Here is a 12,780-nt window from a genome sequence, read left to right on the forward strand (position 1 = left end):
CCGTCGGCGTGAGCGTCGCCCTGAAGGCAACTGAACAGCACCCCCAACCTGACCCAAGCCCTCAGGACTCCGCCTTGAAGCCAGAGTTCTTGATAGGCATCTCCCAGCGCTTCAGATGCGAAGCCTGGATCGCAGCGAGTTCAGCAGGCCCCGCATGCGCAGGCACGAGCCCCAGCGAATAGATCTTGTCCTGCACATCGGGCATGCGCAGCGCATCGGCCACCGCCTTGTCGATTCGCGCCACGAGTTCGGGCGACATTCCTGGCGGGCCGTACAGGCCGAAGAACGCGTCGGCCGTCACGTTGATGCCCACCTCTTTCAGCGTCGGCACATCGGGCAGCGCCCGGCTGCGCTGCTCGCCCGTCACCGCGAGGATGCGGACCTTGCCCGCGCGATGGTGCTCGATGGTTTCCGAGGCCGTGTCGACCATCAGCGGCACCTGCCCACCGATCAGGTCCTGCGCGGCAGGGGCGCCGCCACGGTACGCCACGTGCGTCATCGGCACGCCCGCCGCCTGCCCCAGCAACTGGCCCGCGAAATGCGGCACCGTGCCCGCGCCCGACGTCGCGTAGTTGGCCTTGGCGGGGTTGGCCTTCATCCAGGCCAGCACCGTCTTCAGGTCGCCGGCCGGCGCGCCCGGTCCGGCCGTCACCGCGAAATCGAAGGTGCTGCCCAGCGCGATCGGCGTGAAGTCTTTTGCGGGGTCGTAGCCCAGGTTCGAATACAGCCACGGGTGAATCACCATCGCGCCGCTCGGCGAAAAGACCAGCGTGTTGCCATCGGGCGGCGAGCGCTTGAGCTCGGCCAGCGCAAGCCGGCCGGCCGCGCCCGGCTTGTTGTCGATGACCACGTTCTGCCCGAGCGACACGCGCATCTTGTCCGCCAGCACCCGCGCCACCACGTCCACCGACCCACCCGGCGGAAAGCCGACCAGGATGCGCACCACGCGGTCCTGCTGCGCAAGAACCACCGTCGGCGCGAAGGCCGTGGTGGCGATGACGGCAGCGGCCTGCGCTGCGAACTGGCGGCGTTTCATGGGCATCATCACGGTCTCCTCAGGGTGGTTGTCTTCGGAACGGGCTCAACGGGCTGGACGGCCAGCGGCGGGCGATGGGCGATGGGTCGTCAGCGCAGCGCGGCCAGCACGGCCTTGTTCTGCTCGGGCAGGCCGATGCTCACGCGCAGCCACTGCGGCAGGCCATAGGGCCCGAGCAGCGACACCTCGATGCCGGCGGCCAGCAGGCGCGCATGCACAGCCTGTGCGTCGCCGACCTGCACCATCAGGAAGTTGCCCGACGAAGGGATGTACGGCAGGCCCAGTTCGGTAAAACCCGCGGCGAGCTGGTCGCGGCCGGCGGTGTTCATTTCGTAGGTGCGCGCCAGGAATTCGGCGTCGCCCAATGCGGCCACGGCCGCGGCCTGGGCCGGCGTCGTCACGTTGAAGCGGGGGCGTTGCGCGTTCATGCGCGCCGTCAGCGCGGGCTGCGACACGCCGTAGCCGATGCGCAAACCCGCCAGGCCGAAGGCCTTGGAGAAAGTGCGCGCCACGATCAGGTTGGGCAGGCGCCGCACCCATTCGATGCTGTCGTAGCGCTGCGCGGGCGACAGGTACTCGGTGTAGGCCTCGTCGAGCAACACCGTCACGTGCGCGGGCACCGACTGCAGAAAAGCCAGCAGCGGCGCGGCATCGATGAAAGTGCCCGTGGGGTTGTTCGGGTTGGCGACGAACACCAGTTTGGTGTCGTCGCCGATGGCGGCGCGCATCGCATCGAGGTCGTGCCCGTACTCGCGCGATGGCACGACGGTGGCATGGGCATGGGCATGCGCCGTGGCCGCCGCATAGACGATGAAGCCGTACTGCGAATAGACGACGCCCTCGCCCGGCTTCAGGCTCACCTGCGCCGCGAGCTCCAGGATTTCGCTGGAGCCGCTGCCCAGCGTGAGCCATTCGGGCGGCACGTCGAGCCTGGCGGCCAGCGCGTTCTTCAGCGCGGTGCCATTGGCGTCGGGGTAGTTGCCCGCACCTTCGAGGGCGGAAGCCGCAGCGCGGCGAGCCGATTCGGGCATGCCGAGCGGGTTTTCGTTGGAAGCCAGGAGGATCATTGCTGCGAAGGTCGATTTATTATTTAAGAAGTTAAATATATCCGGCGTTGAAGGCCGCCCCATCAGTGCCTACCCTTTGAACGGAAAGCCGCATTCGCGCCGATTACCTTTATTTTTGTCATTGATAAATCCCGATTCCGGCTCTTACTGACCAACGAGGTATCGAATAAAGTTCATACCCATGGAACAACCTGGGGCAGTTCCCATCGGGGCCGACGTTGCCCGGGTTCTTCAGGCCTCTGCCCCGCATCCGCCATTCATTCCGGTTTTTTTGTATTTTTTGTATTGCGCTCTCAAGGAGAAAACATGACTGCCCGCACTTCCGCCCACGGACTCCAGATCGCGACCGAGCTCCATCGCTTCATCGAAGAAAAAGTCCTGCCCGCCAGCGGCGTGGCCAGCGACGTCTTCTGGAAGGGCTTCGACGCCATCGTCCATGACCTCGCGCCGAAGAACATCGCGCTGCTCGCCGAGCGCGACCGCCTGCAGGCCGAGCTCGACGCCTGGCACAAGAAGAACCCCGGCCCCATCGCCGACATGCCGGCCTACCGCGCCTTCCTCGAGAAAATCGGCTACCTGCTGCCGCAGCCCAAGGGCGCCAAGGCCACGACCGCGAACGTCGACTCCGAGCTCGCGCTGCAGGCCGGCCCGCAGCTGGTGGTGCCCATCCTGAATGCACGCTACGCACTGAACGCCGCCAACGCGCGCTGGGGCTCGCTGTACGACGCGCTGTACGGCACCGACGCCATTCCCGAAACCGGCGGCGCCGAAAAGGGCAAGGGCTACAACCCCGTGCGCGGCGCCAAGGTCATCGAGTTCGCGCGCAACGTGCTCGACCAGGCCGCGCCGCTCGCCAACGGCTCGCACAAGAACGCCACCGGCTACAGCGTGAAAGACGGCCAACTGGTCGTCGCATTGCAAAGCAGCAGCACCGGCCTGGCCGATGCCTCGCAGTTCATCGGCTACCAGGGCGATGCCTCGGCACCGTCTTCCGTGCTGCTGAAGCACAACGGCATTCACCTGGACATCCGCATCGACCGCGGCACCGCCATCGGCAAGAGCGATGCGGCCGGCGTGAGCGACCTGGTGCTCGAAGCCGCGCTCTCGACCATCCTCGACCTCGAAGACTCGGTGGCCGTGGTCGACGCGGCCGACAAGGTGGTCGCGTATTCGAACTGGCTCGGCATCGTCGAAGGCACGCTGACGGAAGAAGTCGCCAAGGGCGGCAAGACCTTCACGCGCGGCCTGAACGCCGACCGCGAATACACCGGTGCCAATGGCCAGCCCGTCAAGCTGCACGGCCGCTCGCTGATGTTCCTGCGCAATGTGGGCCACCTCATGACCAACCCCGCCGTGCTGTACACGGGCGGCAAGGAAATCCCCGAAGGCATCCTCGATGCCGTGGTCACGACCACCATCGCCACCATCGACCTGAAGCGCAAGGGCAACTCGCGCACCGGCAGCATCTACATCGTCAAGCCGAAGATGCACGGCCCGGCCGAAGTGGCCTTCGCGAGCGAGCTGTTCGGCCGCGTCGAGCAGCTGCTCGGCCTGCCCGCCAACACCGTCAAGCTGGGCATCATGGACGAAGAGCGCCGCACCAGCGTCAACCTGAAGGCCTGCATTGCCGAAGCCGCCGCGCGTGTGGCCTTCATCAACACCGGCTTCCTGGACCGCACCGGCGACGAGATGCACACCGCCATGCAGGGCGGCCCGATGATCCGCAAGGGCGACATGAAGTCCAGCGCGTGGATCGGCGCTTATGAAAAGAACAACGTGCTGGTCGGCCTGTCGTGCGGCCTGCGCGGCAAGGCGCAGATCGGCAAGGGCATGTGGGCCATGCCCGACCTGATGGCCGCCATGCTCGAACAGAAGATCGGCCACCCCAAGGCCGGCGCCAACACCGCCTGGGTGCCCTCGCCCACCGCCGCCACGCTGCACGCGCTGCACTATCACCAGGTGAGCGTGACCGCGGTGCAGCAGGAGCTGGAGAAGATCGACGCCGACGCCGAGCGCGACAACATCCTCAACGCGCTGCTGCAGGTGCCCATCGCGGCCGAAGCCAAGTGGACCGCCGAAGAGCGCCAGCAGGAAATCGACAACAACGTGCAGGGCATCCTGGGCTACGTGGTGCGCTGGATCGACCAGGGCGTGGGCTGCTCCAAGGTGCCCGACATCCACAACGTCGGCCTGATGGAAGACCGCGCCACGCTGCGCATCTCCAGCCAGCACATCGCCAACTGGCTGCTGCACGGCGTGGTGACCAAGGCGCAGGTCGACGAAACCTTCCAGCGCATGGCCAAGGTGGTCGACGAGCAGAACGCGGGCGATGCGCTGTACCAGCCCATGGCCGGCAACTTCACGACCTCGTCGGCCTACAAGGCGGCGCAGGACCTGGTGTTCAAGGGCATCGAGCAGCCGAGCGGCTACACCGAGCCGCTGCTGCACGCATGGCGCCTGAAGGTCAAGGGCGAAGCCTGATCCCTTGCTGCTTCGGCCCGGCACTCCGCCGGGCCTGAAGCGGGCGGCAAGGCATAAAACGAACGGCGCCGAAGGGCGCCGTTCTGCATGGAGGGCCGCATGAAAGGCCGCGTGCAATTAGCATTCATGCCGCTCTCCCTTTTCAGGCCTTTCCCTTTCAATGAACACGAACGCGGCACCGCCGCCCCCGGCGCGCGCCGGTGGTCCCCAGCCCCACACGCCCCCTCCTCCCCGCTGGTCGGCCTCGGTGGCCGCGATGCTGGTGGCGCTGGCCACGGCCTTCGCGCTGAGCCAGGCCTTTCGCACCGTCGGCGCCATGATGGCCACGCCGCTCACCCAGCACTTCGGCCTGACGCCGCAAGAGCTCGGCATGTGGGCCGGCACCTTTCACTTCATGTTCGGCATCATGCAGCTCGCGATGGGCGTGTCGATCGACATGTTCGGCGTGCGCCGCACCGTGCTGACCGCCTTTCCGCTGGCCGTGGCAGGGGCCGCGCTGTGCGCCGTGTCGTCGAGCTTCGGCATGCTGCTGCTGGGGCAGGCGCTGATCGGCGTCGGCTGCGCGCCGGCGTTCCTGGCCTGCACCGTGTTCATCGCGCGGCATTTCGATGCCTCGCGCTTCACTGCGATGTCGGGGCTGGTGATGAGCATGGCCGGCATGGGCATCCTGTTCACCGGCACGCCGCTGGCCCTGCTGATCGAGGCCTCGTCGTGGCGCGCCGGCTATGCGGTGCTGGCCGCGTTCGCCGTGCTTTCGTGGGGCGTCATCTTCTGGCGCGTGCGCGAACCCGTGCGCGCGGTGGATCTCGCGGACCCGCATGCCGCTGAACCTGCCGAGCGCCAGTCGCTGCGCAAGGCCGTGCGCGAACTGCTGCCGCTGTTCGCCATGCCGCACACGCTGGGGCTGGTGTGCTTTGCCTGCGTGTCGTATGCGGCCTTCATCACGCTGCGCGGCCTGTGGCTCGGCCCGGTGCTGCACGACCGCCACGGGCTCTCGCTCGTCGCCAGCGGCAACGTCGCGCTGGTGATGACCGTCACCGGCATGATCAGCCCGATGATGTTCGGCCGGATGGACCCCGGCGGTGCACGGCGCGCGCGCTGGATGATGGGCTGCGCGTCCGCCGGCGCGCTGATGTTCGGCCTGATGGCGCTCACGCATTCGCGGGCCATCGACATCGGCCTGCCGATTCTCTACGGCCTGCTCTCGGGCTACAGCGTGCTGCAGTACGCGTACACCAAGAACGCCTACCCCGCGGCCATGACCGGTCGCGCGATGGCGCTGATGAACATGGCGATGTTCCTCGGTGTCTCGCTGATGCAGTGGACGACCGGCGTGGCCGCGTCGTGGGCCGTGGCGCACGGCGTCGAGCCGTTTCGCGCGGTGTTTCTCACGGTGGCGGGCATGCTGGCGGTGGGGACGGTTGCGTTTCTTGTGCTGCCGCGCGCACCAACGCCGGCGCGCCCGACTAGCGCTTGATCGCCAGCATCAACACCCCACCCGCAATCATCGCCACGCCGGCCCACTCGCGGCCGGATGGCCGCTCGCCGAGGAACATCACGGCGAAGAGCACCACCAGCACCACGCTGAGCTTGTCCACCGGCGCGACCTGCGAGGCATTGCCCATCTTCAGCGCGCGGAAGTAGCAGACCCACGACGCGCCGGTCGCGAGCCCCGACAGCACGAGAAACAGCCAGGTGCGCGGGGACAGCGAAAAGGGGTCGGTCCATTTGCCGGTGGCCTTCACGAAGGCGGCGAGCACCACGAGGATGACCACGGTGCGCACCAGCGTCGCCATGTCGGAATCGACACCGGCCAGGCCCAGCTTGGCGAGGATGGCCGTCAAGGCGGCGAACACGGCCGACAGTGCGGCCCAGACGAACCAGTTGGATGCGGCAAACGCGTTCATGGTGCTTTTCCTTTGCGGTCGATGACGCGACCCTATCATCGCGCCGATGGACAACCCTCGCATTCACGACGCGCTCACGCGCTGCATCCACGCGATCAACCTCGACAACGCCTTCGGCTACCACCCGAGCGATGATCAGAAAGCACAGCTCGCCGCATTGGCGGTGGAAATCCAGCCGCTGATCGAGGCGCTCGCCGCCGAGCCCTATGCCGGCAAGGGCCTGGGTTGCGGCTACCTCGGCCACCGCGGTTATCGCACGCCCTGGGCCGACATGATGTACCGCTTGCGAGGCAACCGCGGCAGCAGCGGGCTGACCTGGAAGGACCGCGTCGAGGTGCTGTTCGACACGGCCGGCCTCGGCGCGCAAGAAATGCTGGCCTGGACGCTGCAGGTGGAAGACGACATCCTGCGCGACCACCTCCTGCTGCACATCGCGGCCGACCTTGCGTTGGAAGGCGAGATGGCGCGCGTCGAAGAAGAGATCACGCCGCGCCTGCGCCCCGACATGGCGTATCGCGCCGACCGCGTGTTGCTGATGGAATACGCACGGCGTGGCGACACCGACGGCTTTCTGCGCAAGCACAAGAAGGCCAGCCAGCGCCAGGAGCGGCACACGCTGGTCGATGCCCGCGAACTGCTGGTCGAGCAGGTGGCGGCGCGGCAAGGCATAGACGCCGCGCTGCGCCTGTGCGACGAAGCCAAGGGCTTCGGCGAAGGCTATCGCGCGATGGCGATGCGCAGCCATGCGGACACGGCCAGCGTGGAGTCCATGCGCGCGTGGATCGGCGCGCACCCGGCGTTGTTCGCTTCGGCACCGGGGCTGGAAGAAGAGCTGCTGGTGCGGGCCTATGCCAAGGGCCCGCGAGCGGAGGGTGTTGACGGCAACGACGCCTTCGACGAACTGCTCGCCAGGGTCGATGCGCTCGACAAGTCGCTGCGCGCGGGGGACGCCCGCCTGCGCGACGCGCTGCTGCTCGACCTCGGCATGGCCGCGGGACCGGGCCCGCGCCGCTTGCTGTGCCGCAAGAAGATCGGCAATGCGTCGATCAAGCGCGAGCTCGACAGCTAGACACGCGCAGCCTCAAGCCGCATCGCCAAGACGCGCCCGCACTTCGCGGCGGCTCAGCTGGCGCTTGGCAGCGGCGTAGACATCGTTGCGTCCGTAAAGGTCCTTGTGCGTGGACATGCCGATGGAGGGATGCCGGACAGCGCCGCTGCGCGCGACCACGCAGCGGCGCAACACGTCGTAGCGCTTCTCTTCCGGCTTCGTCGCATCCGCTCGTGGAGGGAAAGGCGCGAGCGTGACCTCGAACCAGCAGCCGTCGATGCGGTGCCATTGCGTGAACTCGTCGATGACGTGGCAGGCCGCGTGCGGCCTTTTGCCGTGCTGTTCGGCCCGATCCCGATCGCGTGCCTCCCGCGCCTCGCGCAGGCGCCGGTTGGGCAGCAGGATGCCGGTGACCGGATGCACGAACAGTTCGACATGCGGCGCTTCGTTCAGCGGCACGCGGCCACGGCTCATCCACCGCGAAACCACCAGCACCTCGCCGTCACGCATCACCGCGTCGCGCGCCACGAAGTCGTCGATGTGCACGAAGATGTGGGCCTGCACGGTGCTGCGGCGGTCGATGCCGCTGCACAGTTCCGCATGCACCTTGTCCCACGGCCGGTGCACCTGCTTGTGCAGCCAGCGCTTGAGCGGCGCGAGGTTTTCATTGAGCCACTTCGGATGGCCGTAGCCACGCTTCATGCCCAGGTGCGAACCCCGCTCCTTGCTGTTGCGCCAGGTGCGGCCGTCGCCTTGCACCCCGCCCCCTCGGCGCGGCCGCTCGACGATCACCTTGTCCATGTCGTCACGCATCGTCGCCCCCTCGTCCAAGGCTTCGCGCGGCCTTCTGCAAGGCCACCTTCTGCGCGCGCCGTTCGGCACGGTGCGTGCGCAGGTGCCGCCCTGCGCCCTGGCTGGCTTCGCCGCGCGCCATCGCGGCCACCACGGGGTTGCGCGGTACCGTTGCCGGCACCGAAAAATAAAAACGGCCCAGACGTTTCTCGTCGTCGCGGGCCTTTCGTTGAGCACTCATGTGCGCACACTCCACAAACAAAAAGGCCCCGGCGAATGGCTGCGCGGGGCCTTTGTCGATGGGCCTCGGCGGGTGCATGGATGCACATCCGGCCGGGGCGGTCGGTGTGCGGGTCAGGTGTTCAGGAAACGGTTCATTGGGTTGGTGTGTCGCCCGGGAGGTCGGTAGTCGCCAGGCGCGGTTGAAAAAGAAACTGTTGCTGAAAAACGAAGGGCGGATTCTGTAGCGCACGCAACCGATGCGCAAGCGCGGCGAGAAGGGCTGTGGCGCAAAGCCGACGTGATGCCCATGCGATATAGCCGCGTGAATCCAGTTGCATCCGCCCTCCGTATTGATCTCAAGCGCATTGCGCCTCCGCGCTGTTGGCGGTTTCCACAGACACCTCGAGAACCATTCTTTCTATTCAGGAGCCTTCAATGAAAAAACTCATGATTGCAGTCGGCGTTTCGGTCCTGCTCGGCGCTTGCGCGGGCGGCATGGGCATGAGCGGCAGTGGCAGCAGCGGCATGTCGTCGAACCCGATGGTCGGCGGCGCGGCCATGTACCCGACGAAGGACATCGTCGACAACGCGGTGAATTCGAAGGACCACACCACGCTGGTCGCGGCAGTGAAGGCCGCCGACCTGGTCGGCACGCTGAAGAGCCCCGGCCCGTTCACCGTGTTCGCGCCCACCAACGCGGCCTTTGCCGCGCTGCCGGCCGGCACGGTCGACACGCTGCTCAAGCCCGAGAACAAGGCCACGCTGACCAAGGTGCTGACGTACCACGTGGTGCCCGGCAAGATGGACGGCCCGGCCCTGATGAGCGCCATCAACGCGGGCGGCGGCAAGGCCGTGCTGAAGACCGCCAGCGGCGGCACGCTCACCGCGACGATGAGCGGCAGCAACGTGATGGTGACCGATGCCAAGGGCGGCACCGCAATGGTGACGATCGCCAACGTGTACCAGTCGAACGGCGTGATCCACGTCGTGAACAAGGTGCTGCTGCCGGGCTGATCGCCCGCCGATGCAGCGGACCTGCATCAGATCTTCAGGTTCGCTGCGCAGCCTCGGCTTCGTCGCGCAGCCACTGCGCGAAGTCCTGCGCGTCGCGGTTGCCCGCGGCGCGCCGGGACATCTCGATGAAGTAGCCGCGGTGCGATGCGGCGCCCTCGCCGAGCGGCGCCACGAGCCGGCCGTCGCGCAACAGTTCGCGCAGCAGCGGCAACCGCCCGATCACCACGCCCTGCCCCGCCACCGCCGCGGCCACCGCATCGGCGTACTGCGAGAAGCGCAGCGTGCTCTTCATGCGCAGGTCTTCCAGCCCCATCACCTTGAGCCACGGCTCCCAGTCGGTGGTCGGGGCCTCGCTGTGGTCCGGGTATTCGATGGTGAGCAGCGTGAGCCTGGAAAAGTCCGAGAGCTCCCGCAGCGACGCGGCGACCTGCGGCGCGCACAGCGGGATCACCGACTCCTCGAACAGCGCCGGCCCCACGCCGCGGCCGATGGGCGCGAAGCGCACCGCGAGGTCGAGGCGGCTCGCGTCCAGGTCGAGCACGTCGAGCGTGGCCGACACGCGCACGTCGACCTGCGGATGCGTGCCGGTGAAGCGCACCAGTTTCGGAATGAGCCAGAGCGATGCAAAGCCTGGCGTGGTGGTGATGGCCACCTGACGCGGCGCGGCGCTGGCGCGCACGCGCGCCGTGGCGTCGCGCAGCCGCTCCAGGCTGTCGGTGACCGCGCGTTGCAGCACGCCGCCGGCCTCGGTCAGCGCCAGTGCGCGGTGGCGGCGCTCGAACAACAGCACGCCCAGGCTGGCTTCGAGCTGCTGGATCTGCCGGCTGACGGCCGACTGCGTGAGGTGCAGCTCACCGGCCGCCAGGGTGAAGCTGAGCCGGCGCGCGGCGGCCTCGAAACTGCGCAGCAGTTCGAGCGGCGGGAGCTCGCCGCTCGGGATGCCAGGGGGTTTCGCATTCTCTACAGGCATGCAACGAGTTCCGAATGACCGCGTGTAAGCAGGGGATCGAATCACTATATTCATTCGTATCCCGAATGCAATGGAGCTTGCCATGAGCACACGACCCGCTACGTCTTCCCGCTTCCACGTCAGCCTGCCGACGCGCACCGTCTTCGCCGTGCCCGATGGGGCGGGCGTGGGCATCGAATGCCGAAGCGGCACCGTCTGGGTCACGCTGGACCGCGATCCGCGCGACATCGTGCTGGAAGCCGGCGACCGGTTCGACGGCACCGAGCACCGGCGCATCCTGGTGTCGGCGCTGACCTCGTCATGCATCACCGTGTCGGACGCGCAGCCCGCCGCCATGCCCCTGGCGCGCCCCGCCCGCGCCTGGTCGCCTTGGCGACTCCGGCCCCACGGGTTGTCCCCGGCTTGACCCGGGTGCCATCGGCATCGAACCTCGATGCCATGGACTCCCAAGCACCGATCCTCTACGAACTGTCCGACGGCATTGCGACGCTCACGCTGAACCTGCCGGCCAAGCTGAACCCGATCGCGCTCGGGTTGCAGGCCGCACTGAAGGAAACGCTGGAGCGCATCCGCGACGACCGCGCGGTGCGGGCCGTGATCCTGACCGGCGCCGGCAAGGCCTTCTGCGTGGGCGCCGACCTGAGCGCGATGGCGCCGGGCGAGGCCGGCAAATCGCTCGGCACGCAAGCGGCTGAAAACATGCAGGCGCTGAGCAACCCGCTGATCGAAACGCTGCGCACGCTGCCGATTCCGGTGGTCGCGGCCGTCAACGGACCGGCGGCCGGTGCGGGCGTGGGCCTGGCGCTCGCGGCCGACGTGACCATCGCGGCGCGCAGCGCCTACTTCTACCTGCCCTTCCTGCCCAAGCTGGGCATCGTGCCGGATCTGGGCTGCACCTGGGCCATTCCGCGCCGCGCCGGCAGGGCCCGCGCCATGGGCATGGCGCTGCTCGACGAGCGCGTGGGCGCCGGGCGTGCCGTGCAATGGGGCCTGATCTGGGCCTGCGTGGACGACGAGCAGTTGCTCGAAGAGGCCCGCCGGATCGCGCAGCGCCTCGCGAGCCTGCCGGCGCAGGCAGTGGTGGAGGCACGCGAAGCCTTCGAGGCGTCCGAGCGCCACACGCTGAAGGAGCAGCTGCACTACGAAAGCGAGCGCCAGCGCGACCTGATCGACCGCCCCAGTTTCCGCGAAGGCGTGAGCGCGTTCCTGCAGAAGCGGCCGCCGGTTTTCGAGAGCCGCTGAAGGGGGCTGAACGCGACGGATCGCGGCCCTGGCGCACGCTCAGTGCGGGCGCGCCTGGATCTCGTCGGCGCCGATCACTTCGGCCACCAGCACGGCCTCGGGGCCGTCCAGAAAGTATTCCGCTTCAAGCGGCGCGCGCAGCCGCAGGAACTTGTCTTCGCCGACCTGCATGGTGTGGCCGGCGCCCATCTCGGCGCCGCTGTCGATCAGGTAGCGCAGGACATTGCCGAACAGGTCGAAGTACCTGCTTCCTTCGTGGTGGCCTTCGGCCAGCACCGCGAAATCGGGGTGGCCGAAATGATGCGCGCCATAGGTGCGCATCCACACGCCCTGCACGCCCTCGACCTCGTACTTGACGAAGCCGCAGTACAGCGCGGGCAGGTCCAGGTGCCGCAGCAGTTCGATGCTGTCGCCTTCGTTGTCGGCATCGAACACGCCCGCGGGCAGCGAGGTCCGGGCCGATTCGTTCAGCACCGCCAGTGCACCGAGCCGTGCCAGCGCGCCTGCCACGGTGGCCAGCGCCACGTACTGTTCGAGCACCGAGGCCTCATAGCCCGCGTAGTAAAGAATGACGTGGCTGCGGTGCGCGCGAACCCGGGCCTTGAGCTCTTGCGGATAGTGCGCCGGCGCCACGCAGGCCTCGACCGATTCGCCAGGCATGGGTGCATCGAAGCCGACCATGCGGACCACGTGCTTCTTCCAGCCCGCCAGCGCAATGAAAGTGCCGGGCTCTTCCGAGATCTCGCAGCGCGCGTCGCCGGTGGAGGGGTGGTAGGCGCGCAATGCCTGCGCGAGCGCGGCGACGTCGATGCGAAGCGCATCGGCGAACACGACCGTCAGTGCTACGCCCTCTTCGCAGTCGGGGTTGGCCACCAATGCGCCGGTATCGCCCGGCTCGTCCTTGCGACCAAAGAAACGGGAAAAGATACTCACGCACGAACTCCTGAAATGGTGGTTTGGCTGCAATCGACTGGAACGAACTGTAATCGCGCTGAAATCGC

The 12,780-nt window shown here is 67.6% G+C and carries 12 protein-coding genes and 1 pseudogene; 6 read left to right on the forward strand and 7 right to left on the reverse strand.

Features of this window, described 5'->3' with window-relative positions; all coding sequences use genetic code 11:
• Positions 1 to 61 precede the first annotated feature (61 nt).
• Positions 62 to 1,045 (reverse strand): Bug family tripartite tricarboxylate transporter substrate binding protein, encoded by a 984-nt coding sequence (locus DBV14_RS17965; RefSeq protein WP_311732843.1) that lies wholly within the window; start codon positions 1,043 to 1,045, stop codon positions 62 to 64.
• A gap of 80 nt (positions 1,046 to 1,125) precedes the next feature.
• Positions 1,126 to 2,109 (reverse strand): annotated as a pseudogene (hisC, locus tag DBV14_RS17970) (histidinol-phosphate transaminase); the annotation flags it as partial.
• A 300-nt stretch (positions 2,110 to 2,409) separates the two neighbouring features.
• On the opposite strand from hisC, the gene DBV14_RS17975 reads away from it, so the two are divergent.
• On the forward strand, positions 2,410 to 4,584 hold the full coding sequence (locus DBV14_RS17975; protein WP_124460553.1) for a malate synthase G: 2,175 nt from the start codon (positions 2,410 to 2,412) through the stop codon (positions 4,582 to 4,584).
• 256 nt (positions 4,585 to 4,840) lie between these two features.
• Positions 4,841 to 6,061, forward strand: a complete 1,221-nt coding sequence (locus DBV14_RS17980; protein WP_260397106.1) for an MFS transporter — start codon at positions 4,841 to 4,843, stop codon at positions 6,059 to 6,061.
• Here the strand turns inward: DBV14_RS17980 and DBV14_RS17985 are convergent.
• Positions 6,051 to 6,491, reverse strand: coding sequence for an EamA family transporter (locus DBV14_RS17985; RefSeq protein WP_124460557.1), 441 nt, complete (start codon positions 6,489 to 6,491; stop codon positions 6,051 to 6,053). The two genes, DBV14_RS17980 and DBV14_RS17985, sit on opposite strands and share 11 nt — an antisense overlap.
• 46 nt (positions 6,492 to 6,537) lie before the next feature.
• Between DBV14_RS17985 and DBV14_RS17990 the strand changes: the two genes are divergently transcribed.
• A complete protein-coding gene (locus DBV14_RS17990; RefSeq protein ID WP_124460559.1) occupies positions 6,538 to 7,560 on the forward strand; it encodes a hypothetical protein in 1,023 nt (340 codons plus the stop codon).
• A 12-nt stretch (positions 7,561 to 7,572) separates the two neighbouring features.
• On the opposite strand, the gene DBV14_RS17995 is transcribed toward DBV14_RS17990, so the two are convergent.
• Positions 7,573 to 8,352, reverse strand: a complete 780-nt coding sequence (locus DBV14_RS17995; RefSeq protein WP_124460561.1) for a hypothetical protein — start codon at positions 8,350 to 8,352, stop codon at positions 7,573 to 7,575.
• Positions 8,345 to 8,572, reverse strand: a complete 228-nt coding sequence (locus DBV14_RS18000; RefSeq protein WP_124460563.1) for a hypothetical protein — start codon at positions 8,570 to 8,572, stop codon at positions 8,345 to 8,347. The genes DBV14_RS17995 and DBV14_RS18000 overlap by 8 nt, the downstream gene beginning before the upstream one ends.
• Positions 8,573 to 8,988: 416 nt before the next feature.
• On the opposite strand from DBV14_RS18000, the gene DBV14_RS18005 reads away from it, so the two are divergent.
• Positions 8,989 to 9,567: a fasciclin domain-containing protein gene (locus tag DBV14_RS18005; RefSeq protein ID WP_124460565.1), complete on the forward strand. Its 579-nt coding sequence runs from the start codon at positions 8,989 to 8,991 to the stop codon at positions 9,565 to 9,567.
• A 34-nt stretch (positions 9,568 to 9,601) separates the two neighbouring features.
• On the opposite strand, the gene DBV14_RS18010 is transcribed toward DBV14_RS18005, so the two are convergent.
• Positions 9,602 to 10,537 carry a LysR substrate-binding domain-containing protein gene (locus DBV14_RS18010; RefSeq protein ID WP_124460567.1) on the reverse strand — a complete coding sequence of 312 codons (936 nt, stop codon included), beginning with the start codon at positions 10,535 to 10,537 and terminating at the stop codon, positions 9,602 to 9,604.
• A gap of 82 nt (positions 10,538 to 10,619) precedes the next feature.
• Between DBV14_RS18010 and DBV14_RS18015 the strand changes: the two genes are divergently transcribed.
• Positions 10,620 to 10,943, forward strand: coding sequence for a DUF2917 domain-containing protein (locus DBV14_RS18015; protein WP_124460569.1), 324 nt, complete (start codon positions 10,620 to 10,622; stop codon positions 10,941 to 10,943).
• A gap of 32 nt (positions 10,944 to 10,975) precedes the next feature.
• Positions 10,976 to 11,779: an enoyl-CoA hydratase-related protein gene (locus DBV14_RS18020; protein WP_124460571.1), complete on the forward strand. Its 804-nt coding sequence runs from the start codon at positions 10,976 to 10,978 to the stop codon at positions 11,777 to 11,779.
• A 39-nt stretch (positions 11,780 to 11,818) separates the two neighbouring features.
• On the opposite strand, the gene DBV14_RS18025 is transcribed toward DBV14_RS18020, so the two are convergent.
• Complete coding sequence (locus DBV14_RS18025) at positions 11,819 to 12,712, reverse strand: DUF4261 domain-containing protein (RefSeq protein WP_124460573.1); 894 nt, start codon at positions 12,710 to 12,712, stop codon at positions 11,819 to 11,821.
• Between the last annotated feature and the right edge of the window lie 68 nt (positions 12,713 to 12,780).

This window comes from Variovorax sp. KBW07 (genome assembly GCF_003852515.1).
GTDB lineage: Bacteria > Pseudomonadota > Gammaproteobacteria > Burkholderiales > Burkholderiaceae_C > Variovorax.

Bases quoted from the DNA above. Each gene is read 5' to 3' on its own strand.
- DBV14_RS17965 (WP_311732843.1), bottom strand. From the start codon at position 1,045: ATGATGCCCATGAAACGCCGCCAGTTCGCAGCGCAGGCCGCTGCCGTC.
- DBV14_RS17975 (WP_124460553.1), top strand. From the start codon at position 2,410: ATGACTGCCCGCACTTCCGCCCACGGACTCCAGATCGCGACCGAGCTC.
- DBV14_RS17980 (WP_260397106.1), top strand. From the start codon at position 4,841: ATGCTGGTGGCGCTGGCCACGGCCTTCGCGCTGAGCCAGGCCTTTCGC.
- DBV14_RS17985 (WP_124460557.1), bottom strand. From the start codon at position 6,491: ATGAACGCGTTTGCCGCATCCAACTGGTTCGTCTGGGCCGCACTGTCG.
- DBV14_RS17990 (WP_124460559.1), top strand. From the start codon at position 6,538: ATGGACAACCCTCGCATTCACGACGCGCTCACGCGCTGCATCCACGCG.
- DBV14_RS17995 (WP_124460561.1), bottom strand. From the start codon at position 8,352: ATGCGTGACGACATGGACAAGGTGATCGTCGAGCGGCCGCGCCGAGGG.
- DBV14_RS18000 (WP_124460563.1), bottom strand. From the start codon at position 8,572: ATGAGTGCTCAACGAAAGGCCCGCGACGACGAGAAACGTCTGGGCCGT.
- DBV14_RS18005 (WP_124460565.1), top strand. From the start codon at position 8,989: ATGAAAAAACTCATGATTGCAGTCGGCGTTTCGGTCCTGCTCGGCGCT.
- DBV14_RS18010 (WP_124460567.1), bottom strand. From the start codon at position 10,537: ATGCCTGTAGAGAATGCGAAACCCCCTGGCATCCCGAGCGGCGAGCTC.
- DBV14_RS18015 (WP_124460569.1), top strand. From the start codon at position 10,620: ATGAGCACACGACCCGCTACGTCTTCCCGCTTCCACGTCAGCCTGCCG.
- DBV14_RS18020 (WP_124460571.1), top strand. From the start codon at position 10,976: ATGGACTCCCAAGCACCGATCCTCTACGAACTGTCCGACGGCATTGCG.